Genomic DNA, 23551 nt, shown 5'->3' on the forward strand with positions numbered 1-23551 from the left:
TATATTCTCCTTTTAACTAGATAAGATTATAAAGCTTCATATAAAAAACCAAACATTTTAATTCATACATTTATGTAATACATTTGTGGATTTATAAATAAATTCATGAAGAGTTGAATCTGCCTAAAAATTGTATTTTTTTCAATAAAATACAATTTATATCAAAATATTACCATAAATTTTCAGAAAAAACACTTATTATTTAAATTTATAAGAACAATAGCATAATGATCGACTTCTTTATTTAAGTATCCATTCGATTAATTTATTTGTTATGCACACCTTTCTTGTAGTTATAGAAATTTCAAAAAACATACTCACATATACCCTCTTGGCACTCTTAGCTTGATGACAATGTTGCTATTCCCTACATAGTAAAAATTTAGGAAGAAGAATTCTGTTCAATTTTTGTTCAGGTGCTAGGTTTATAATTTTTTCACCCTAGTATAAATGTTATAAGGACCTTTTCAAAATCAAAGGTGATAATTCCCATTCGGAAAATCACGCCAAAACTCTACTATTAAATTGAAAGAGTGGTGAACTAGATGAATGAAAAAGTAAAGATAAAAGAGTTTATACAAATTTTAAAAAGGCGACTCTTAATCATTATACTTACGACAATTTGTACTAGCGGGTTCATTATTATTTCATCCATGTACCTTATGAAACCGACTTATCAGTATTCCACCCAAGTTCTTGCTGGATCTTTAGGCGTAGAAAAAGAGGAAAATCCAGTAAATAGAGTGCAAGATAACAAACAGCTAGCTCTTTCATATATGGATATTATAAAAAGCCCATATATCATGATAGGCGTAAAAGACGAGTTAAACCTGACCCGTTCAAGCTATGATTTGCTTAAACAGGTTTCCGTTACCAATAGAAATGATTCACAGATTATTACGATTTCAGTGAAAGATTCTAATCCACAATTAGCTAAAAAAATTGCACAATCTGTCGTAAATCAATCCATATCTAAATTTAAAAACTATGCAAATGAAAATCGACTTAATATTCTTAATAATTCCGTGACAACAGAAGAAGCTGAACTACTTTTTCCAAAACCTAAATTCATTATAGCCATTTCAATCATAATCAGCCTTTTTGCCGGAATTGGCTTGGCAATTCTACGGGAACACTTTGATAATTCAACTTACAACAATCGAGAACTCGAACATCTTGGCCTCCCATTATTAGGAAGAGTGAACTTAAATACCAAAAAAAGAAAAAACAAACAAAAAACAGCTTATAAAAGCTTACCTTCTATGAAACGAGGTGAACATAATGACTATCAAATTTAAGAGGAAATATTTCTTTAACCCATACGATATCACCATCAAAGAACGGTTTTATAGCATATGTAACAATATTGAGCTAAACCTTCAAAAGGAAAAGCCAATATTAATGATTTCTTCACTTGTACAAACACAAAATATAACCAATGCTACTGCTTATTTGGCCCTAGCTTTTTCAGAACAACGAAAACGAGTGTTGGTAGTGGATGCGAATCTGCGTCAACCTTCTTTACATCATGTGTTTAATATCGATCATTCATTTGGTCTAATCAACTTACTCTTAAGAGAGCAAAATAAAGATACTACAATAAAAATAACGGATTATCTATCTTGTTTATCTACAGGTGAAGACCTTTATGAGCCAATGACATTGTTAACATTAGAGACTTTCCCAGTCCTAATTGAGGAGTGGAAAGAGCATTTTGATATCATTCTATTTCACACATCCGATTTCCTAAACGCACCAGATGCACAAATTGTCGCAAAACATTGTGATGGCGTTGTTTTAATGATACAGGAAGGCCGTGATAAGTCAGAAAGAATTGCAAATGCAAGAAAGCAACTCGAACATAACAAATGTGAAATACTCGGTGCAGTCATTATTTCATAAAGGGGGGTAACTTTTGGACCCAAAAATAAAGATTGATAGTCAGGTAGAAATACAAGTAAAACCTCTATCAACTTCATCCTACCTTCTTGTTAAACGACTTATAGATTTTGTTGTTTCGCTTTTCATGCTGTTACTTTTATCACCCATTTTAGTTCTTTTTTGCATCCTTATCCCAATTGAATCAACCGGTTCTCCCTTCTTTTATCAACAGCGCCTGGGGAAAAACGGAAAAGATTTTAAATTAATAAAGTTACGCTCCATGTTTTTAGATGCTGAAAAAAACGGTCCTCAGTGGGCAAGTAAAGAGGACCCTAGGGTTACAAGAATAGGTGCGTTTATAAGAAAAACTAGAATTGATGAAATCCCTCAAGCTATTAACGTGTTAAAAGGAGATATGTCACTCGTTGGCCCTAGACCTGAAAGAGAATATTTCTATAAAAGGTTTGATAAGTCATTGCCTAATTTTAAACATCGTTTACTTGTAACGCCTGGAATAACAGGATTGGCGCAAGTGAATGGTGGATATGATTTAACTCCCGAAGAAAAATTAGCATTCGACTTATACTATATCCAGCATAGATCATTCGCTATGGAAATCAAGATTTTATGTCAAACATTGGCCATTGTATTTACTGGAAATGGGGCCAGATAAATATTGAAGGGAAGAATAAAAAATGAAGAAAGTGCTCGTAACGGGGGGCTTCGGATTTATCGGATCCCATATTGCAGATAAATGAATTCATAATAATTATGAATTGGCTGTGTATGATAACTTATCCACCGGATCCGTAAATAATGTCCATTCGAAAGGTATAGCTTTCTTTGATAATGTAGAAGATGAAAGATCATTAGAAAAAGCGATGAAGGCGTTTAAACCTGACTTTGTAGTTCACCAACCTGCAAAAAACGGTAACGTCAAAGAAAGTTTGCTTTGTAATAAAAAGAGTATTCAAAAATTAGGTTGGCAACCTATATATGCATTGGAAAAAGGTCTTGCGAATACATATGATTATTACCTTAAGCAAAAAGACTCTATTTTACCTAGTGGAAAAGAACCTACATCTGTACTTAAGTGACTTTACAGTTGTGAATTGGGAGAGAAATAAGTGAATAAGAAAACAAACTCAATTATTAAAAATATATTCCACTTACTTTACAGCACGATTTTAGCTAATGTTTTAAATGCAGGTACGCTCATACTATTGGCAAATTACTTTAACTCAAAGAACTATGGAATATTTAGTGTAGCACTAGCTCTTTCCATGGTCATGCATTTTTTTACAGATTTAGGAGTCAGTAATACGTTCCTTCGAGAAGGAGCAAAAAAGGAAAACCTCGACGCTACATTTTTTTCTTATATAAAAGTTCGAGTGGCATGTTTACTTTTAACATTTGTTATTTTTTCTTTCGGTATCCATGTCTTTTATCATGAACAACAAATTCTTTATATGATGTATAGTTTAATGATTCCTTTAATCATCGGCCTAGTGCTACAGAGCATAGGAATAACCTACTTTCAATTATCTGAAAGAATGCAATTTATTGCATCCATAAAAATCTTCTCGGCCATTGTATTAGTCACATTAACTATTTTGTGTATAAGCTTAAAAGTGAATATACATGTAACAGCTTTTTTATATGGTTTTTCTTATTTAGCCGGGGGTATTTACTGCCTGTATTTACTCAGAAAAAACATAGAATTTAAATGGAAATTCCCTTTTCAAAAAAATTTACTGATCAATATTAGTCCGTTCTTAATGAGTGGGTTATTTATTATATTGACTCCTCAACTAGGTCCATTAGTATTGGAAAAAACACTTCCCTTAGGGCTTGTTGGGCTCTTTGCAGTAGCTTACCGAATCCCCTCAGCCCTCTATCAAATACCAGGGGTTATTGCAGGTGCATTTTTCCCACTGTTATTTAAGAGTTATAGTCATGGGGAGGTAAAGAAACATACACAATTAAATATCCTGCAAATGAAATTTATGTCCTTGATTGGAATGTGTATGACAATAGCTTTATTCTATTTATCCCCCTATCTGATCACGCTTTTATTTGGAGATAAATGGGGATCTGCGGTTCAGCCTTTAAAAATATTATCCTTTATTATTGTCTTACAAGGATTTAACATCGCCATTGCTGATGGTCTCACAACAAGAGGACTGCAAAACCGCCGTACTATGGTTCAATTTATAACCATCTCTATTGGCTTAGTGTCTTTTTATTATCTGAGTGTTACTTATGCAATAGCGGGAGCAGCTTTTTCTGTTTTAACGATGGAAATCGTATCATTTATTGGTTATATATTAGCTAATCCAATCAGAAAAACAGTATTAACCAAAGTCGTTGTTCCATACGTATCCTACTTTTCGGTAAGTTTTATCCTATTACACTACTTATTATATAAGTTTCCTTTTATAGCCATGTTTTCTACCATTATCTTAATGTCTACGATGGTTTTACTATTTGATCAAGCCACTCGGGACTTGATTAAAGATTTTATAAGAAAGAAAAAACAACAGAATATTAACCATTTAAAAGACGGGAGACAACGAGGAAATGGAAAGATTACAAATTAAAAGAAATACTTCTACTTTAGAAGTCTTTCTTTTATTATTTTTCATTACACTTAGTAAATATAATTTGTCCATCGGTTTTTCATTAAAAATTTATATGATTTTTTTAGTCATTTTTTTCTGTATTTATTTTCGAGACTTTTACTTTCGTCCCCTTTATCATTATGAAATTTTATTGCTTTTATTTTATTTTACCTATTGTCTAAGCGGTGCTTTTTCACAGTATCCAGAATCAAGTATTCGCGTCATTCTAGGAGTAATACTTGTCCTTATTTGTTATTTCATCATGAGATATATGTTGGAGCAAGCTTCAATTCCTGCTATTGAGGCTTCCATTGCAAATGTCGGGATACTATTTAACATGATTAGTTTGTTATTATACATGATTGGACTACAGATAACTGGGGGATCCCCAACAGGCGTTGAGATCACCTCTTACGGATTACTATTAGATAGAGATTATCCAAGATTAATTGGACTACTTGATGACCCAAACATCTTCATTTTTTATAATACCTTGTTTTTTTCTTTTTATTTAACACACTTAAAAGGATTTAAGCATTCATTTGGATTCATCTTATGTATAATTACCAACCTTCTTACTTTTTCTCGAGGCGGTATTGTCGCCCTAATACTCGTTGTCATTTTATACATAATATTAGCGGATTTTCTAAAAAAGGTAAAAATGATACTGATTGCTCTGTTATGCCTAGTTGTAATCTACGCCGCATGTTCTTTTATGCAAATTGATTTGAATCAAATCATTTCCAGCCGCATCAATGACTTTTCTTCTGATAAAGGAAGTGGTCGATTTGAATTATGGGAACAGGCGATTAACTATTTTATGTCTCATCCCCTTTTGGGAATCGGTGCCTTTAATTTTTCGGATTATTACGCATTTGAACATAATGAAAAACTATATGTTCATAATACATATCTAGAGATCTTAGTAGAGGCAGGAATTATTGGTTTTCTTTTTTACCTTTCTTTTTTATTCCTGTTCATTATCAAGCTCTTTAAAACGAAATTGCATAATAAAGAACCCTTTATTATCCTTACACTTTTTGCTTTTTTATTGCAGATGGTATCTCTTTCCCTCATGATTAACGAAGCGCTTTTTTCCTTTTTAGCAATTGCTTTAAAATATATTTCTGTATATGAAAGAAAAGAGGCTGGTTTTTATGATATACACCAAAAAAGATAGCGAATCATTAGTTTCTGTTATAACTCCCTCTTATAACAGCTCCCCTTTTATAAAAGAAACCATTGAATCCGTTCAGGCCCAATCATATTCTAACTGGGAAATGATTATCGTTGATGATAAGTCGACAGATGACTCCGTTCATGTCATCAAACAATATATAGAAAAAGATCCACGCATTAAACTTATTACTTTAACTCAAAATGTTGGCGCCGCTAGAGCTAGAAATATAGCATTAAAAGAAGCTCAAGGAGATTATATTGCCTTTTTAGACAGCGATGATCTCTGGTTACCTACTAAACTAGAAGAACAAGTCGCTTTTATGCAAAACGGGAATCTTGCTTTTTCTTTTACCTCTTATTCTTTAATTGACGAACAAGGCAATTCAATGAATATTAAAGTTAATGCACCGAAAGTTGTAGATTATAAATATCTGCTGGGAAATACGACGATTGGCTGTTTAACCGTGATGTTAGATAGGCATCAATTGAAACAAATTGAAATGCCCGTTATCCAGCCTGAAGATACTGCCCTATGGTTAGCATTATTACGGCTAGGATATCAAGCCTATGGCTTACAAAAGATTTTATCTAAATATCGTATTGTAAGTAACTCTACTTCAAGGAATAAATTAAAAGCTGCCTACCGATATTGGAAACTCTTACGAAACCAAGAAAAGTTAAACTTTGTAAAAACCAACTTTTATTTTAGTCAATATGCCTATCATGCATACAAGAAAAACAGAGGAGACCGACCTCCTTCTATGACCAGTGGAGGGAAATAAAAAATGAACAATATTCTACTATTAACCGATAAACTCATAACAGGTGGCGCTGAGATGTATTTTTGCAAATTAGAAAACTATCTCAAACATGAAAACATGACGTTTTATTCAGCAGCTGCCACAGGTGAGTTGTATCATCAAATTCATAATAAGCATCATTTTATTCCTTTAAGTTTAAAAAATCATCCTGCTAACCTCTATACATTAAGTAAACAAGTGATGAAATTGGACATTGATGTTATCCATGCAAATAGTTTCAGAATGTTACTGTATTCCATTGTAATAAAAAAAATTACGGGAAGAAAAATTAAGCTAATTTATACAAAACATAATGTTACAATACTTGAAAAAAAGTTTCCCGCGCTATTTAAAAAAGTGTTAAATCAACATGTTAATCAAATTATCGCAGTGAGTAACTTCGAGAAAGAGAGATTACTGCAATTAGGTATAAGAAAAGATCTTATTCGAACGATTTACAATGGTGTTGATGTAAAACATTTTTCTTTTCAACAAATACAACCTAAAGAAATCCTCAATATCGGAATTTTAGCCCGATTATCAAAAGAGAAAAACCATGAACTTTTTTTAAAAATTGCAAATGAGTTAAAAGATGTACGTAACGTAATGTTTTATATTGCTGGAGATGGACCTGAACGGGATTTGATTGAAAAAATGATTCGTGATTTCAAGTTAAATCATAAGGTGACGCTTTTAGGTAATACATCTAATCCATATGAATTTATTTGCAGTATGGACTTGCTGCTTCTAACGTCCCTAAGAGAAGTGTTTCCAATGGTAGTCCTTGAAGCAATGGCTTCTGGAACACCTATTATTTCTGTAGATGTTGGTGGTATCAAAGAAGCCATTATAGATGATGAAACCGGCATTCTCATTTCCCATCATTCTGAAAAAGAATTTGCAAAGAAAATCCAGTTACTTCATGACAATCAAGACTTCAGAAAATGTTTAGGAAAAGCGGCAAGAGACAAAGTAGAAAAATCCTTTTCCCTCTCAAATATGATTCATTCTACACTTAAAACCTATCAATTTTAAAAAACAAACGAGGCCATCGTTTGTTTTTTCTTTTATATATATGCTTTTTTTCAAACATGCATATTATATAATATCCCACATATAAGGAGTGTTATAAGTTGACAGAACCTCTTAATTTTGCTGAAGACTGCCAAAATCAAAGTGTTGTTAATATTGATTGTTTTGGTGCCAGTCCAGATTTACTCGATAATTCCCAAGCTATTCAAGAAGCCATTAATTATTGCGCGGCCAACAATTATTCCAAAGTTGTCATCACCGGGAAGAAACAATATACTATATCCTCTCCTATTGTTATTAAGTCAAATGTACATCTTGAAATGGATCCCACTGTAACATTAATCGTCAAAGGGGATTTCCAAGTGTTTGAGCTTCAAAAAAACACTTCAATCTCTGGTGGTTCGATTGAAATTGTGGATAATAACTTTAACTCATCCGTTCTTTACCTTTCTGGTGCCCAACAAATAGAAATTCATAATCATACTTCTATATCAAATATCAATATTATAAACCGTACAACAACTTACCAAGGTATCGCAATTCATCTATCCTGTAAAAAGGCATGGGATTTCATAAGTTTCTTTAAAGCATACTCAATCCAAATCACAAACTTTCATACGGCTATCTATTTAAAAACAGAAAAGCTTGCGGATATAAACAATCCTTGTTGGATGAATGCAAACTCCTTCCATTCTATTTTTATAGATGGTTGTCAGTATGGTATCGAGATTATAGGAAATGGTGCATTACCTTACGAAATTTCAGGGAACACCTTTGCAGGAATCCAAGTTCAATGCCGGAAACAAACAAAAAAAGTAATCCGCTGTTCAGGTGCCTATAATATGTTTGAAGGAGTAATATGGGACGTCTTTCGTATGGATGCTGCTCCCCTCGTTATCGAATTCTCTTCCACTTCTCATCATAACTACCTATTCTCAAATCAAGTTTCCACATCTATTCTCGATCGTGGCCTATACAATCGGTGTACCTCACCACATGAAGAATCCCTTCCTATATTTCCTCCTCTTGCATTAGGAAAAGCACATCTAGCTGGGAATCAAGATGATATATTAGTAAATGCAAATGTCCGCTACGCAGTGCGCCAACTTTCTGGAAAAGCCCCTTATGCAGGACATATTAATAATTGTTTTAACCTGCTCGATGAACAAAGTGTGAATTACGTGGATGTTCCTAGTACTCAACCAATTGTAATCGAGTTAGATTTTTCTAAGCAGCCTATTAACATGCTGAATTGCATCGGTATCTATTTTGGATGGAATGAAAGCCCAAGTCGTATTTTAATTGAATATCAACAGAGCCTAAATGGACCATGGGAAGTGGCCAAAAATCTCCCATTTAATGTCGGAGACACTGTGATTTCAGAAGTAAGATCAGAAATGTTGTATAAAGTTAAGCTAACACTAAGCGGATATACACAAGATCACAAACGATTTCGGATAAATCGAATATTCGCAAAATCATCTTTACAGCATGGCTCCTCATGGTTGCCAACTACTGGTGGCACATTATATGGGGATTTAGAATTTCAAAAAGGGAATGCTGTGACGTTGACTTCTCCAAATGGAACAAAATGGAGATTGAGTATAAATGATCAAGGGCAAATTAGCACATCTAAACTATGAAAATAGTACAAATTAAGATTCATTTACTTCCATTAGTAAATATTAAAATGCTCCCCTTCGATATCTTCAAATGTTAACGATTCAAAAAATTTTGCGTAGCTATCACCTCTTATACAAAAACACGAAATACTCTAACAATTAAATCCACATCATCATGCCCCCAGAAGATAAATTTCAACTTATACGTTATAATTATCGCAGTCTCGACATGAATCTAGGGGGCTCCTCCTAAAAAAGCAATGTCCGATTGCGAGAACCTTACAGTTACTGCTTCACTTTATTTGCTTGTCCCCTATCAGAGATTCTGCTCGTAGGCATAGAAGAAATATCAATGGTCGTATCCATACTCTTATCCGTAAGCTCAACAATAGTGTTTCCATGATTGATTTGGTTCAAATCCCACAACATCCCATGAAACTCATTATGTTGCCCGCTCACCGTCAAAACACTTTTTGTTTTGCTTGAAGGTTGTATCTGTAAATTGGTAAATTGATTCCCACTAGCCTCATTCGGTATCGTTGAATGACTATCCATGTAAATCATGTTTACACAATCCTCTAAAGAAAAGTTCAGAAACCGATTAGCATTTATCCAAGCATATCCAGAATCCGGTTTATCCACTTTTAACTTTACTCCATTCTTCATTCCTACTACCTTAACGTTTTCGAAGTTAACAAAAGAAATCTCATGTTCTCTTCCACCAGCGTATAACGATATCCCTGTCCCCTTGTTCGTTTCAGACCAATTGATGATATTTATATCCTTTATATGTGTTTTGTTCCAAGTATTATAATATTTATGTTTACCATCTAAATAGATCACTTCCGAATTAAAATTCGCATCATCAATGGCAATATAGGCCCCTTCAATGGAAGCATTCTTCTCAAGTTCAATCACCCTGAAGTCACCATCAACAATAAACTGTGTTCCATACCCGAATAACAACTTAACACCTTGCTTCACAACGATAGGGGAAGTAATCTTGTACTTTTTGTCATCAAGCAAAACAGTCTTTATTTTATTATCCTTTGCTTGATTGATCGCTGATTGAATTTTATCAGAATCATTATCCCCTTTGAAATTCTCAACGTATATCTTCTCTTCTCGATCTGAATTAAAATGATTCTGATAGTAAAGAACAAAAACGATTAGTACTATACCTAAGAAGATTAAACCAATCATTTTTTTCATCGTACTCATCCTCATATTTAGTTTCCTTTCTTCGGTTCGTTATATATGAATACTCTATCGTTGTCTTCAAATATTAATACTGTCATGAAACAAGATTAAAAGATAAAGTGAAACTTTAATCAGTGGGGGTTTTCTTCATCCCCCACTGATTATTAGCCCTCACGAATCGGGCTTTTACGGGCAGTTGATCCCCCACCTAACTTCTTTGCTTTCGCTGAATTTTGAGGTGGGGGTCTTTCTGCCCGCGAATAGCGGGATAAAAAAGACTACCATACATTCTTTATGACCTGATATTATCTCACCTAAGCAGGAAGTATAAAAATCCACCTTTTTATAAAGTGGCTTTTAAACTTTATTTATAAGGGATATTTTACTAAAAAGATAATAATTGGGCTTTATAGCATTATTTACAACTCTTACCTCTTTTATTTTCTTGCAGATAGATGTTTTTTGCAAGAAAAAGGTGTATAGGTTTACCATTTTCTTTTCCTTAAAGATCTACGTCCGAAGTATCAGCAGAAAACATATGACTCAACCGATCACTTTCTCTTGTAAATGCAATAATCTGAGCATGGTGGACCAACTAGTTCACCATATATGCTAGATAAAGTGAAACTTTAATCAGCCCGACCAATCAGGCTTTTACGGGCAGTTAATGCGGGATAAAAGATATCATTTCAATAAAAAGACACTCGATGAAGTGTCTTTTTTGTATTCCTAATATAGACCTCAATTCGATTACATTACCTACTGCTTGAAGAAATTTTAATTAGCAACCTCTTAATCTTATCTAAACTGTTTGAAAAAAGAGTCAAGATTATTTTAGGTATGGAACTCACCAGGCTATTTTTAACCATCCTCTACAAACTTCCCAAACTCCTTCAAAAACCTTAGCTTCATCCCTCCAATAGGCCCGTTCCGATGCTTCGCTATCTGAATTTCTGTCACATCTTTATTCTCCGTCTCCTTATCATAATAATCATCCCGATACATCAGCATAATGACATCCGCATCCTGCTCAATCTGCCCCGTCTCCCTTAAGTCAGACAAAAGCGGACGCTTATCTTGACGTGACTCTACCCCACGAGACAATTGCGACAGCGCTACGACGCACACGTTTAAATCACGTGCCATGAGCTTCAGCTTACGAGAAATTTCACTCATTTCTTGAAACCTGTTTCCCCGATATTTCGAATCACCTGTAATGAGCTGCAAGTAATCAATAATCACAAGCAACTTTTTATCCTCATACTTCCGTTTCAGCTTCCGCACTTGCACCCAAATCTCCTGCGTTGTAACGCCTGCCTTATCATAAATCTCTAGCGGCAGATCCCCAATTTCTGCAAATGTCCGGCTCGTTTTCCCCCAGTCCTCTATCGTAAAACGATGCTTCGGATTTTTCAGCCTTTTCCCAGATACCTCACCCAAGCAAGAAACCATTCGTTTCAATAGTTGCTTGTTGCTCATCTCCAGAGAAAACAATCCAACTGCCGCATCCGATTTCGCCGCATGAAGCGCAATGTTTAAGGCAAACGCCGTCTTTCCCATCGAAGGCCGTGCCCCAATCACAACAAAATCCCCTTCCTGCAGACCACACGTCATCTTATTTAAAGCTGAAAAACCTGTCTCAATACCAGTAAGTTCTTCTGTATCTTGATGCAGCTCTTCATAAAGATCGACTAACGTATCCTTCAAATCAAAATCAAGTGTGCAATCCACCTCTTCCAGTTCACAAAGTCTTGTAATCGTCTCTCCGATTACTTTCTCATCCTTCTCCGCAAGAAGCCGTTCACACATGCTGTGCGCCATACTTCCCGCCTGATTCATTTTCCAGGCATTCCGAACAAGCCCCTCATAATAGGAGAAATTAGCAGTAGTAGGCACACTCTCAATTATATTTACAAGGTATTCCATACCACCAATTTGCGCCAAAAAAGCAGGTTCCATTTTTGAAACAAGCGCAACAAGATCCAGCGGCTGTCCTTCCTCCTCTATTTTCCGAATCAACTTAAAGATAGCTTGATGCACAGCCGTAGAAAAGTGCTGATCGGTCAGCCTACACTCCTTAATCAGTTCACCATCAAGCAGCAAGGACCCTAATACCGTCTGTTCGGCCTCAATATTTTGAATGCTCATGGCCGCCAGCCCTCTTCCTTGAGGAACTTCTGCAGCTCTTCTTCAGATGGCACGTTTTTCTTCCACTCTTCACACTCCTCTAGAAACTTCTCAGTCTCATGCATAGCAGTCGGATCCTTCTTCCGAAACTTCGCTGCCGCTTCCTCTACTTCAATAACCTTCGTATATCCCTTACCGTGCCAATCCCGTAAAATCCCCTTCACATAAGCAAGCGTCCGCTTATTATTTTCAAAAGCGATCTGGAGCGCTTTTAAGACAAGCTCCTCCGATAAATCTGCCATCCACTCACTTAATTCCCCCGCCGCATAAGACGACAAACTACCGAAAGTTTGCTCATAAAACATGAATACACTGCTGCCTGGCTCCGTCTCTTCTACTTCCTCATCCTCTTCATAACTTTCAATAGATGCTTGCGGAATCATCTCAGACAACTCACCCGGCATACCGAAATGCTCTAAAAGTAGCGGAATATTCATCTCTTCCTCCAAACATTTTTGCAAAAACATATGTACAAACTCTTTACTTTTCACCGTCTTCAGCTCACGTAACACACACTTCTCCATATTCGTATTCGTAACCGGGTTATAGCGCAGCCAATTTAAAATACATAACTCCTTCGTTTCCGCATCATATAATATCTTTCCATACTCGACAAAGCGTTGCAGCAACTTCTCAACAGTCTCCCGGTTATAACCTGTCTCCATCTCCGCCAAACGCTTCGGTAACGGATAAATCCCGCATTGCGTCGTCTTCGAACAAGTCAGCAAATAAATATAAAAATACCGCTCCTCCGGTGTTAAATCGAGTACAAAATCATCCTGCCAAAAATTCACCTGTACATTACGGTATACTGCCATGTTTATTCCTCCTATCCCTTAATGAAACATATGTAATTGACGGTTCCATCATGTATATAGGGATAAGGGAGGAAGTTTGGCGGAGTGATTTCATATTTTTTACGATTACTACGACTACTGTTTTTTTTTGAGGGACTGCTTGTAGTAGTTTTTTGTTTTTTATTTTGTTTCTTTTTAGTGATTTATTTGTTGGTAGGGGGTTGTAAGGGGCTTGGGAGGGATTCTTTTAATCTGTACATGGCCGACTTCCGCACTTATGAACAAGAAGTACAGTGTATCATTGCATGTAGCAAAGAGCATGCATTTTTAAATTGTGTTAACTTAACAAAATTTTAGTTTGGGAATAGTTAGTTTGAATAGGTAACTACATGTCCTCTTTTTTCAATCATTACTCTATTTTTTTGTAAAGAATGAATAGTAAGAAAAATATGATATATTAGTGCTATCTAATCATTTTTTTAGGGAGATGGGGCAAATGTCAATGAAAGATGAAACAGTTAAAAATACAGAACTAACGATTTTTAACCACACAGGGAACACCATTGTGACAGAAGACAGAGAAATACAAATTATTTCAAGACTAGAAGAGCCTCTTATTGTCGTTTTAGCAAATGTATTAAGTGATGAAGAGTGTGAAACGTTAATTGAAATGTCTAAAAATCAAATGAAACGTTCTAAAATTGGTGTTTCGCGCAAAACAAATGACATTCGGACGAGCAGTGGCGCATTTTTAGAAGAAAGCGAGATTACTACTAGAATCGAAAGACGAATCGCTTCGATCATGAATGTTCCTGCCCCACATGGAGAAGGGCTGCAGATTTTAAAGTATACAGTTGGCCAAGAATATCAAGCGCATTATGATTTTTTTGTAGAAAATAGTGCGGCAGCAAGTAACAATCGTATGAGCACACTTGTGATGTATTTAAATCATGTAGAAGAAGGTGGAGAGACCTTCTTTCCAAAACTCAACCTTTCCGTATCTCCGAAAAAAGGAATGGCGGTATATTTCGAGTATTTTTATCAGGATGAATCAATAAACAAACTTACTTTACATGGCGGTGCACCTGTTATCAAAGGTGAAAAATGGGTTGCGACGCAATGGATGAGAAGAAGAGCATTGTTGTAACAAGTAAATTTTGTAAAATTCATTGAAAATATACAAACAGCCATCGTTTCATGGAATGATGGCTGTTTCTATTTACCATTATACATAATCTTAACTTGATAGCTGCGTTATTTATAACAGCCAATCAATCCCCCTCCTATACAATAGAAAACATCAGATACACTCCAACAACGAAGAAAACAGCAGCCGTCTTAATTAAAGTAATACCAAAAATCTCTTTATAAGCTTCTCGGTGCGTTAGCCCTGTAACTGCAAGCAAAGTGATAACTGCTCCGTTATGAGGAAGAGTATCCATACCGCCTGCTGCCATTGCGATAACGCGATGCAGCACATCTAATGGAATACCGAAGTTCGCTGCTGCTTCAATATATTTGTCTGCCATTAAACCTAATGTAATACTCATTCCTCCTGATCCTGATCCCGTCAGCCCACATAATATATTCGTCATGACCGCTCCACCGATTAAAGGATTGGAAAATGTCCCAGTCAAATAATTTTGAATCATAACAAATCCAGGTAAAGCAGCTATAACAGCACCGAACCCATACTCGGCTGCGGTGTTCATCGCAGCTAAAATGGAACCACTTACCCCCACGCTTGTAATCGATTGAAACTGTTCTTTTACCGCTTGGAAGTTTAATAATATAGCGCTCAATATACCGATAAGAAGTGCCAATTCTACTGACCAAATACCCACGACTTGTCCCATATCAATCGTTCCGTACTCCTTCAAACCGATGGATGCAAAATCAAATCCCTTTGTATACCAAACGGGGATGAATTCTGTAAAGACTTTATTCACCACTCCAACCAGTACAAGCGGTAGAAAAGCCATCCAGTAACTAGCTGGAATAGCATCACTTGAAACAATTGGCGTCGGTGCGGCTTGCGTGCTAGTTGTAGCGGCCATTTCAGAAGTAGCATCACCTTTTCCGAAATACCCCTCCCCTTTAGCTGCCGCCTTCTTCCTACACCTTTCCAAATACAGCATGCCGCATGTAAAAATAAACAACGCTCCAATGATCCCTAATATAGGGGCTGCATAAATATTTGTTTTAAAAAACGTAGTTGGAATAACATTTTGAATTTGAGGCGACCCAGGAAGTGAATCCATCGAAAATGTGAATGCACTAAATGCGATTGTCGCTGGAATGAGACGCTTCGGAATATTTGCTTCACGAAATAATTGCGCTGCAAATGGATAAATCGCAAATACCGCGACAAATAAACTGACGCCGCTGTATGTAAGAATCGCTCCCATTAACACGATGGAAAGAATCGCTCTTTTCACACCTATAAAACGGATGATAATTTTCGCAATTTTTTCTGCGATTCCAGTGACTTCTACCACTTTACCGAATATCGCTCCAAGCAAAAACACAGGAAAGTATAATTTTATAAATCCGACCATCTTCACCATAAAAACATTGGAAAAGAACGGTAAAACTTGCGCTGGCTCCGTCAAAAACACAGCCAGCAAAGCACATAACGGAGCGAATAAAATGACCGAGAACCCTCGGTAAGCCACAAATATAAGCAAGCCGAGCGATAACAACACAATCAATAAATCCATATCTGCAATCCCCCCTTAATAAAATGGACTTTCTCAAATTTGTTTTTCATTCTTTTATGCTTGCATATATTGTTACGATGCCTACCAAAGGCAGACATCGTATTCTTTTTATTTATGATGAAAAAGCGGCACTCTCTTTTCTATAAAAGCCTCCACTCCCTCTCTTACATCACTCGTTTGAAATACACGGCCAAAATTTTGAGCTTCTACTTTTAGCCCTTCCTCAAGAGAAAGAGATAACCCCTTATTGATAGATTGCTTCATCAAAGATAAAGCAGGAAGAGAAAACCGAGCCATCTTCGCGGCTAATTCCTTCGCCTTATTCAATGCTTCACCGCGCTGAACAACATGATTCACCAAACCAACTCGCAGGGCTTCTTCGGCAGTGAGCGGTTCACCAGTGAACATCATTTCTTTTGCCCTTGCAGTTCCTATTAAGCGAGGCAAACGCTGCGTTCCTCCCGCACCTGGAAACAAGCCTAGCTTTACTTCCGGAAGTCCAATTTGGGCATGTTCTTCTATAATCCGTAAATCACACGATAAAGCTAACTCACACCCGCCCCCAAGCGCCAATCCGTTAATCACAGCGATTGTAGGCTTCGGCAATCTTTCTATTTTATTTAATGGGTTCTGAAGCCACAATGATTTTTCTTCTGCATATTCACTCCCTTTCCCAATCCATTCTGGAAATGACTTGATGTCCCCTCCGGCAACGAAGGCTTTTTCTCCAGCGCCAGTTAGAAGTACAACAATGACTTCATCATCCCGTTCAATTTCATCAACCGTGGCCGTCAGTTGCTCAATCACCGCATAACTCAGTACATTCACAGGAGGATTATCAATGCTAATAGTCGCGATTCCTTTTTCTTTAGACCATGAAACAACCCGCTTATTTTCCAATGCAATCCCTTCTTTCTAATATGTAATGAGACAATCTTCAACTCGTTCTTTTAATGACATACCCCGCCTGTTCGCGATCCCAAGCAGTACCGATTCCTTCTTCCTGCAACTTGAATTTTTGAATCCGTTCCGTTGCTGTTTTTGGGAAAGATTCACGAAACTGAACGTATCGCGGCACCATAAAGTAAGCCATACGTTCTTGACACCAATCTATAATCTCTTCATGAGACATCATTTCTCCTTGCTTTACAATCACATATAATTTGACATCCTCTTCCCCCACTTCTGACGGGACACCGATAGCCGCTGATTCAAGCACTTTCGGATGATTATTTACGACCTTTTCAATTTCCCAAGAAGAGATGTTTTCTCCACGTCTTCTAATACACTGTTTGATCCGATCGCAAAAATATAAGTAGCCTTCCTCATCTCGATAACCGCGATCCCCTGTATGGAACCATCCTCCCTCCATCGCTTCCTCTGTTTTATCTGACATTTTATAGTAGCCTTCCATGAATGTTTGTTCTTGTAAGGAACGGATGAAAATTTCACCGATTTCACCTGTCCGTACTTCATTTCCATCCTCATTGACAATCTTCGTCTCTACGTAGGAATACGGTTTCCCAATAGAAGGCGGCTTATTGGCGTTCAATGGATTCGTTACACAAAATCCTGTCGTTTCCGTTAATCCGTAGCCTTCCACAAGCTGGACGCCAAACCTCTCCTCAAACGGCTTCCAAAATTCCTTAGGCGTAGCAGCACAAGCCGTCACCCTTGCCGGATTTTCATAATCGTTTTCCTTTTCCGGCTGCTTGCAGAGAATAGGAATCATCGATCCTAAAGAATTAAAAATGGTTGCGCCATGACCCCGAATTTCATCCCAAAAACGAGAAGCACTAAACCGCTTTCCAAGAGCAATCGTCGCATTGGAAGAAATGGCACCGAGCACTGTATGGGCCTGGGCATTAATATGAAATAACGGCAGCGCTGTAAATAAAATATCTTGCGAATTCGCACCAACCATATAGGTAGCGAATGACTGTGCAGAATTGACATAGGCAGAATGACTTAACATGACCCCTTTAGGCAATCCTGTCGTTCCAGAGGTGTAAAGGATACTATTAATAGAAGAGGAGGAAACAGCTTCATTTGGAAGATAGTGATCATTTGCATGCAATACATCTTTCAATCCGATTACCGGCCGTTCTTTACCATCATCTACAATGATTACGCTTTCATTATTGTCGTGAACAACAATCCCAATTTCCCTTTGTATAAATGGTAAACAAGAAGCAATTTGAGGAACAAATTCCTTATCAATGATCATTATCTTACAATCAGAGTGGGATAAAATATACTGCAGACCTTCTCCTTTTAAATGCACATTAAGAGGCACCGCAATTGCTCCCATAAAAGATAAAGCAAACCATACATCCAGATATTCAGGGTTGTTATGAAGCATAATACAAACCTTGTCACCTTTTTGGATACCGAGTTCACAAAATCCCGCTGCGGCCCTTGTAATCCGATGATAGAGCTCCTCATACGTAACCCTTTGTTCTTCAAATTGTAAATACACCTTATCAGGCGACTTTTCGATACTTTGCATAATAAAATGCGGCAAACTATGATTCTCCAGCACTAGATTCCATCCCCTTCCTATTAAAATTCTTTTTATTTATATAGCAAGAAACATGCCAAAAACCGACTCATTCCCTATTCCCTTATTCCTTCAGGGACATGCCCCGAGTCTCCCTTACATGTCCACCTTCACATGTCGCATTTGCGCTACAAATGATAGCGATCATGTCGCATATATAAGAAAGTGTCGCAAAAACACGATAACATGTATTACTGCAAACCAAACAAAAAAAGGGCCTGTTTGCCCTTTACATCCCTTCATCACATTCCGTATCTTTCTATTTTTCGATATAAACTGGCCCGATGAATTCCAAAAAGCTCAGCTGCCTCTTTTCTATTTCCAGCTGTTTTTTCCAAAGCTCTCGTAATCACCCGTTTTTCAGCGGATTCCACTTCCGTCTGCAGTGAATAGCTCATCTCATTCTCCCCTTGATCCGCTGTAAATATTTCATGATATAACTCTTCTTCCAAATCTTTTTTCCGCAAATAAACAGGAAGGTGATGCACTTGAATAATCGTTCCTTCCACAACATTCATCGCTCTTTCCAGCACATTCTCCAGCTCCCTAATATTCCCTGGCCAATCATGCTCCATGAATATATCCCTTACTCTCTCATCTAATAAAAGAACGTTACTACCAAGCTCCTCATTCAATTTCCGAATTAAAAATTCCGTTAAATGTACGATATCTTCCTTTCGTTCTCTTAGCGGAGGAATATCAATTGCAAACACATTTAGCCTATAATATAAATCCTCTCTAAATTCTCCTCTTTGCACCATTTCACGGAGATTCCGATGCGTTGCCGCAATAAAGCGGACATCAATCTTTTGAGTTTTTGTGCCACCGATTCTTTCAATCTCTTTCTCTTGCAGCACACGAAGCAACTTCACCTGCATGTCCAAAGACATATCACCGATCTCATCTAAAAACAACGTTCCCTTATGGGACAACTCAATCTTCCCAGGCTTACCTCCTTTTTTCGCTCCTGTAAAAGCACCCTCTTCGTATCCGAACAATTCAGCCTCCAAAAGATCCCTCGGAATCGCAGCACAATTCAAACGAATAAATGAACCCCTAGCACGCGGACTCGCATGATGAACCGCATTGGCAAAAAGCTCCTTCCCCGTTCCGCTCTCTCCTCTTATCAAAACCGTAGACCGACTTTTCGAAACCTTCAAAGCCATCGTTTTCACTTCTTCCATTTTCGCACTCTCTCCTACAATACTTTGAAATGAAAACCTCCCTGCTTGCAGCCGCTGTAATTCAGTTTGATAGTAAGATAACTTTGATTCCATTGCACGAATCTGATCCCCCAAAGCTTTAAATTGTTGGATATCATGGAACATAATTTTACCGATCGCACCAGTAACCTTACCGTCCTTAACAATAGGTATACGAGTTGCGATAATATTCTGATTATTTATATGTTGAATATGCCCAATTTCCACCTGTCCCGTCTTCACGACAATATGCATCCTCGTATTCTCAACAACTTCCGTACAATGCTTCCCAATCGCTTCCCTCGGATCATCAATTCCTAAAAATTGCGCATAAGCACCACTAAAAAAATTGATGATTCCTTGCTCATTCACCCCTAGAATACACTCCGACAGTAAATTCAAGGCATTTTCATACCGACTAATAATCGTTTCCAAGGACTGCACGCTTTTTTCCTTGTTTTCCAAAATGACAATCGATCCTTCTTCTTTCCCACCCTGGTACACATAAGATTCATTCACGATGAACACTTGGTTGCCAATCTTACACTCGTACTTATGCAAACCATCATTTTGATTCATTACTGGCTGTTTATGATTAGGAATAATCATCGATATGTGCTTACCCGTTATTTCATTTTCTCTTTTGTTTAACATGCTGCAGAATGATGGATTGCTGAACATAATCGTTCCATCATGACTTGTAACCGCAATCCCGTTATTCATTACCTGAAGAGCCTGGCTCGTTAACTGCAGATTAATCCCTTCATCTATATGCATTTGGAAGCCTCCCTATCAAATCGTGCTCTTTCTCGCATGTCATATATATCTATTTTATAACACCTTGTGAAATACTTGGAACTTCTAAAGCAGTTTAGAGCAGATATATAATCTCGAAGTTCAACTAAAACATAAGAAGGGTATTAGGTGAAAATATCCAATTGATAAAGTAATTAATAAAATCTCCAAAAATATTATAAAGAATTTAGGTGCTACATGTATTGAAAACGTTATTTGGTATATTTCTCTGTATATTAGGAGCTTTTTTAATGAATTTAACAGTTAATAGTCTCGGAGACATAGGTAACATCCTAATGAGAATAATAGGAGTTGTATATGTTGCATTAAGCATCAAAATAATAAGAAACAAGGATAAAAAATGAAACTCGACTGTTCAGGAACAAGACTGTCAATAGACGGCCTTATTTTTATGATTTCATTGTCATAACTAAAAAGATTCGCTCCTGAAAACCACCGTGTTTTTCTGCTTTTTGTTTCCGTACTTTTTCCACATCTTCAAGCGTTACACCTTCATACTGTGCTAGTGCGTTTATGAGTTCTAATAAATCTGCTAGTTCTTCAACCTTATGGTCTTTACTTTCTGCTTCTAAATACTCTGTTAACTCTTCCCCTATTTTCTTACCTATTTCTTCTATGTATTCTTGTTCGTCTAGTATTCTTGTTATCGGTGTTTTTCCGTTATGTTCGATTATTTCTGGGATGCGATCACGTACTAGTTTGTTGTAGGTTGGCATTTGAATTCCTCCAATATTTTCGGTTTGATTTTATTATTATATTACACGAAAATCCCCTATTCTTTTGAAGTGAATAGATACGAATTACACATCTTCTCCAAAAATATAAGGAATTCTTGTAATGTACTGAAAATAGAAATCGAATGTATACTCCAATTACTACAAAACACAAATATTGATCTACTTTATAAAAGTCATGGCTCGATTTCTGAACAAGGGGATTTCACAAAATGACTCATCAAAAAGTGATGGCTAACGATAAAATCGATTTTATCGCAAGGCCTCCCGATAATATAAAAAAACTCCGTCAACTGTTAAATGACAGCGATATGTTAGCAGACAAAGAAAAATACAGCCAGATCTTAGACTGTTGGGAAAAAGGGGATTTCTCACAAGCTGTTGAGGAGCATAATGACATGTGGGAACGAGCAGGTGGAAGCACGAATGGGAAGGCGTACCGTTTAGCTACTCCAGAAGAAGAGAAAGCATATCTTGAGGAACAGAGTACAAAGGAACAAAATAAAGGAAATAATTGAAGCTTCTACTTCAGAGAAAATTTATCAGGTTACTTTTTCAACATTATATACCAAAAACAAACTCTGATTAACCTTATATTTTTTGAATATTTTGTATTTTGTTGAAACATTTTACAAATCCCCTCCTATTTCCATTAAATTCTGCTATCCTATTATTAAAAGAGAGTGCACGATAAATATAGGATGAGGAGGAGTATTATGGATGTTTCAGTTAAAGATAACAAGATGATACTAGATTTACTGAATAACTGGTACGTAGCAATTCTTGCAAGGCGTATTGAAGATGCACATCAGCTAAAAGAAGAAGTTGATTCTACAATCAATGGTACAACACATGATCAAAACATACTGCTTTATTATGCACTTCTAGATTTCCGATATCAATATATCGTTGATAATCTGGGAGTTTCTAAGGACAGTTTTGATAAAGTTGAAGCTTTTGAGATTCCTAAGAATAGTCTTTTAACATACTATTATCATTTCTTCAAAGCTATTCATGCTAGTACAATTGGGAATTACAATATTGCTAGGGAACATTATGAAAAAGCTGAGATTCTACTTGATACTGTATCAGATGAAGTTGAACGAGCTGAATTTTATTATAAGCTTGGTGCATTTTATTATGATATTTACGAGTCCCTTCAATCCATTAAATATACAGCCAAAGCAAGAGAAATATTCTTACAAGAAACTGAAAAAGAAGGTAATAAATTCGAACGAAATATAGGATTTTGTGAGAATCTTTATGGAATGGCATGTACAAACTTAAGAGAGTGGGTATTAGCAGAAGAACATCTTGTTAAAGCGATGGATATATTCCAAAAACTTAAGGAAGAGAAGTTCATCTTAATGGTTCGTCATAATCTAGGATTGTTATATGCAAGTCAAAACTTATCAGAACTTGCTATTCGATATTTATCAGAAGTCTCCGAAAAGAAACCTAACCATTACAAGGCAATGTATGTTGAAGCAAAAGAGCACTTGAAATTAAAAGAATATGATCCAACAGCGTCATTAATTGCCAAAGGGCATAAAATATGTACTGAATTAGGAAACGAAGAATATCATCACCATTTTGAGATTTTAAATGCTCTTAATGAAGGTATACCAGCTGAAAAGCTTGAAAAAATTATTTTAGCAGGAATTTCATATTTCGAAAAAGAAACACTATATGAGTACATTCAAGAATGTCAGGAGCAATTAGCGAAAAAGTTCTATGAAGAAGGCAATCATATAAAATCAAGCGAGTACTTTTATTTGAGTACACAAGCAAGGCAAAAAGCTTTTGATAAGGAGGCATTAAAATGAAGAAAATAACATCTAGTTTAATCGGTATTATTACAGTTTTAACCTTAACGTTTGGTGTGCAATCTCCTACCCATATTCAGGAAGCCCCTGACCTTGTTCAATATGCACACGGAGACCACGGTGGTTGATATTAACTCTGACCCAGAATATATTTCTGGGTCTTTTTATTTATAAATAAGGGGGATAGGTTTATATAATTTCGATTCATAGACCTTCCTTTACCTCTATAGCCGTTGCAAGTAGCGCCTTTTAAAAGGACAAGCGCTCAGAAAAGAATTTAACTTTGGTTTAAAAGAGTTAATTAAGCACTGAGAAACCTCACTGTTTTATTAAGTTATTTTCTTTTATATTCCTCACTTTGTGCTTACTTTTCT

21 protein-coding genes are annotated in these 23551 nt (G+C 36.5%); 13 read left to right on the forward strand and 8 right to left on the reverse strand.

Features of this window, described 5'->3' with window-relative positions; genetic code table 11:
- Positions 1-545 precede the first annotated feature (545 nt).
- The 9 genes from MHH45_RS11715 (at position 546) to MHH45_RS11755 (ending at position 9156) form a co-directional block, all read left to right on the forward strand.
- Positions 546-1298 carry a YveK family protein gene (locus MHH45_RS11715; protein WP_016113343.1) on the forward strand — a complete coding sequence of 251 codons (753 nt, stop codon included), beginning with the start codon at positions 546-548 and terminating at the stop codon, positions 1296-1298.
- On the forward strand, positions 1282-1902 hold the full coding sequence (locus MHH45_RS11720; RefSeq protein WP_088094391.1) for a CpsD/CapB family tyrosine-protein kinase: 621 nt from the start codon (positions 1282-1284) through the stop codon (positions 1900-1902). The genes MHH45_RS11715 and MHH45_RS11720 overlap by 17 nt, the downstream gene beginning before the upstream one ends.
- A gap of 13 nt (positions 1903-1915) precedes the next feature.
- On the forward strand, positions 1916-2554 hold the full coding sequence (locus MHH45_RS11725; RefSeq protein WP_088094392.1) for a sugar transferase: 639 nt from the start codon (positions 1916-1918) through the stop codon (positions 2552-2554).
- A gap of 109 nt (positions 2555-2663) precedes the next feature.
- Positions 2664-2978, forward strand: a complete 315-nt coding sequence (locus MHH45_RS11730; protein WP_088094393.1) for a hypothetical protein — start codon at positions 2664-2666, stop codon at positions 2976-2978.
- A 30-nt stretch (positions 2979-3008) separates the two neighbouring features.
- Positions 3009-4481 (forward strand): oligosaccharide flippase family protein, encoded by a 1473-nt coding sequence (locus MHH45_RS11735; RefSeq protein ID WP_088094394.1) that lies wholly within the window; start codon positions 3009-3011, stop codon positions 4479-4481.
- Entirely contained in the window at positions 4462-5682 is a 1221-nt protein-coding gene (locus tag MHH45_RS11740; protein WP_016113338.1) for an O-antigen ligase family protein, read from the forward strand. The genes MHH45_RS11735 and MHH45_RS11740 overlap by 20 nt, the downstream gene beginning before the upstream one ends.
- Positions 5660-6463 carry a glycosyltransferase family 2 protein gene (locus MHH45_RS11745; protein WP_016113337.1) on the forward strand — a complete coding sequence of 268 codons (804 nt, stop codon included), beginning with the start codon at positions 5660-5662 and terminating at the stop codon, positions 6461-6463. Before MHH45_RS11740 ends, MHH45_RS11745 begins: the two co-directional genes overlap by 23 nt.
- Positions 6464-6466: 3 nt before the next feature.
- Positions 6467-7516 carry a glycosyltransferase family 4 protein gene (locus MHH45_RS11750; RefSeq protein ID WP_016113336.1) on the forward strand — a complete coding sequence of 350 codons (1050 nt, stop codon included), beginning with the start codon at positions 6467-6469 and terminating at the stop codon, positions 7514-7516.
- A gap of 98 nt (positions 7517-7614) precedes the next feature.
- A complete protein-coding gene (locus MHH45_RS11755) occupies positions 7615-9156 on the forward strand; it encodes a hypothetical protein (protein WP_016113335.1) in 1542 nt (513 codons plus the stop codon).
- A gap of 264 nt (positions 9157-9420) precedes the next feature.
- On the opposite strand, the gene MHH45_RS11760 is transcribed toward MHH45_RS11755, so the two are convergent.
- The 3 genes from MHH45_RS11760 to MHH45_RS11770 all read right to left on the reverse strand — a co-directional run bounded on the left by MHH45_RS11760 (position 9421) and on the right by MHH45_RS11770 (position 13340).
- A complete protein-coding gene (locus tag MHH45_RS11760) occupies positions 9421-10362 on the reverse strand; it encodes a hypothetical protein (protein WP_033671276.1) in 942 nt (313 codons plus the stop codon).
- 834 nt (positions 10363-11196) lie between these two features.
- The gene (gene dnaB, locus MHH45_RS11765) at positions 11197-12483 is read right to left on the reverse strand and encodes a replicative DNA helicase (RefSeq protein ID WP_098157001.1); all 1287 of its coding nucleotides are present in this window, start codon (positions 12481-12483) and stop codon (positions 11197-11199) included.
- Positions 12480-13340, reverse strand: a complete 861-nt coding sequence (locus MHH45_RS11770) for a DnaD domain-containing protein (RefSeq protein ID WP_016113332.1) — start codon at positions 13338-13340, stop codon at positions 12480-12482. Before MHH45_RS11770 ends, dnaB begins: the two co-directional genes overlap by 4 nt.
- A 475-nt stretch (positions 13341-13815) precedes the next feature.
- On the opposite strand from MHH45_RS11770, the gene MHH45_RS11775 reads away from it, so the two are divergent.
- A complete protein-coding gene (locus tag MHH45_RS11775) occupies positions 13816-14466 on the forward strand; it encodes a 2OG-Fe(II) oxygenase (RefSeq protein WP_077295182.1) in 651 nt (216 codons plus the stop codon).
- A gap of 136 nt (positions 14467-14602) precedes the next feature.
- Here the strand turns inward: MHH45_RS11775 and MHH45_RS11780 are convergent, their stop codons facing one another.
- From MHH45_RS11780 to MHH45_RS11800, 5 genes are all read right to left on the reverse strand, one after another.
- Positions 14603-16039 carry a GntP family permease gene (locus MHH45_RS11780; RefSeq protein WP_016113329.1) on the reverse strand — a complete coding sequence of 479 codons (1437 nt, stop codon included), beginning with the start codon at positions 16037-16039 and terminating at the stop codon, positions 14603-14605.
- A 108-nt stretch (positions 16040-16147) separates the two neighbouring features.
- On the reverse strand, positions 16148-16939 hold the full coding sequence (locus tag MHH45_RS11785) for an enoyl-CoA hydratase (RefSeq protein WP_016113328.1): 792 nt from the start codon (positions 16937-16939) through the stop codon (positions 16148-16150).
- A 37-nt stretch (positions 16940-16976) separates the two neighbouring features.
- The gene (locus MHH45_RS11790; protein ID WP_077295176.1) at positions 16977-18581 is read right to left on the reverse strand and encodes an ATP-dependent acyl-CoA ligase; all 1605 of its coding nucleotides are present in this window, start codon (positions 18579-18581) and stop codon (positions 16977-16979) included.
- 260 nt (positions 18582-18841) lie between these two features.
- A complete protein-coding gene (locus tag MHH45_RS11795) occupies positions 18842-20578 on the reverse strand; it encodes a sigma 54-interacting transcriptional regulator (RefSeq protein ID WP_088094396.1) in 1737 nt (578 codons plus the stop codon).
- A gap of 428 nt (positions 20579-21006) precedes the next feature.
- A complete protein-coding gene (locus MHH45_RS11800) occupies positions 21007-21333 on the reverse strand; it encodes a nucleoside triphosphate pyrophosphohydrolase (RefSeq protein WP_088094397.1) in 327 nt (108 codons plus the stop codon).
- A 230-nt stretch (positions 21334-21563) separates the two neighbouring features.
- Between MHH45_RS11800 and MHH45_RS11805 the strand changes: the two genes are divergently transcribed.
- From MHH45_RS11805 to MHH45_RS11815, 3 genes are all read left to right on the forward strand, one after another.
- Positions 21564-21869, forward strand: coding sequence for a DUF6241 domain-containing protein (locus MHH45_RS11805; protein WP_088094398.1), 306 nt, complete (start codon positions 21564-21566; stop codon positions 21867-21869).
- Positions 21870-22067: 198 nt separating this feature from the next.
- Entirely contained in the window at positions 22068-23177 is a 1110-nt protein-coding gene (locus MHH45_RS11810; RefSeq protein WP_088094399.1) for a response regulator aspartate phosphatase, read from the forward strand.
- Positions 23174-23305 (forward strand): Phr family secreted Rap phosphatase inhibitor, encoded by a 132-nt coding sequence (locus MHH45_RS11815; RefSeq protein ID WP_088094400.1) that lies wholly within the window; start codon positions 23174-23176, stop codon positions 23303-23305. The genes MHH45_RS11810 and MHH45_RS11815 overlap by 4 nt, the downstream gene beginning before the upstream one ends.
- Positions 23306-23551: the final 246 nt, after the last annotated feature.

The organism is Bacillus sp. FSL K6-0042 (assembly GCF_038006685.1).
Taxonomy (GTDB): domain Bacteria; phylum Bacillota; class Bacilli; order Bacillales; family Bacillaceae_G; genus Bacillus_A; species Bacillus_A pseudomycoides.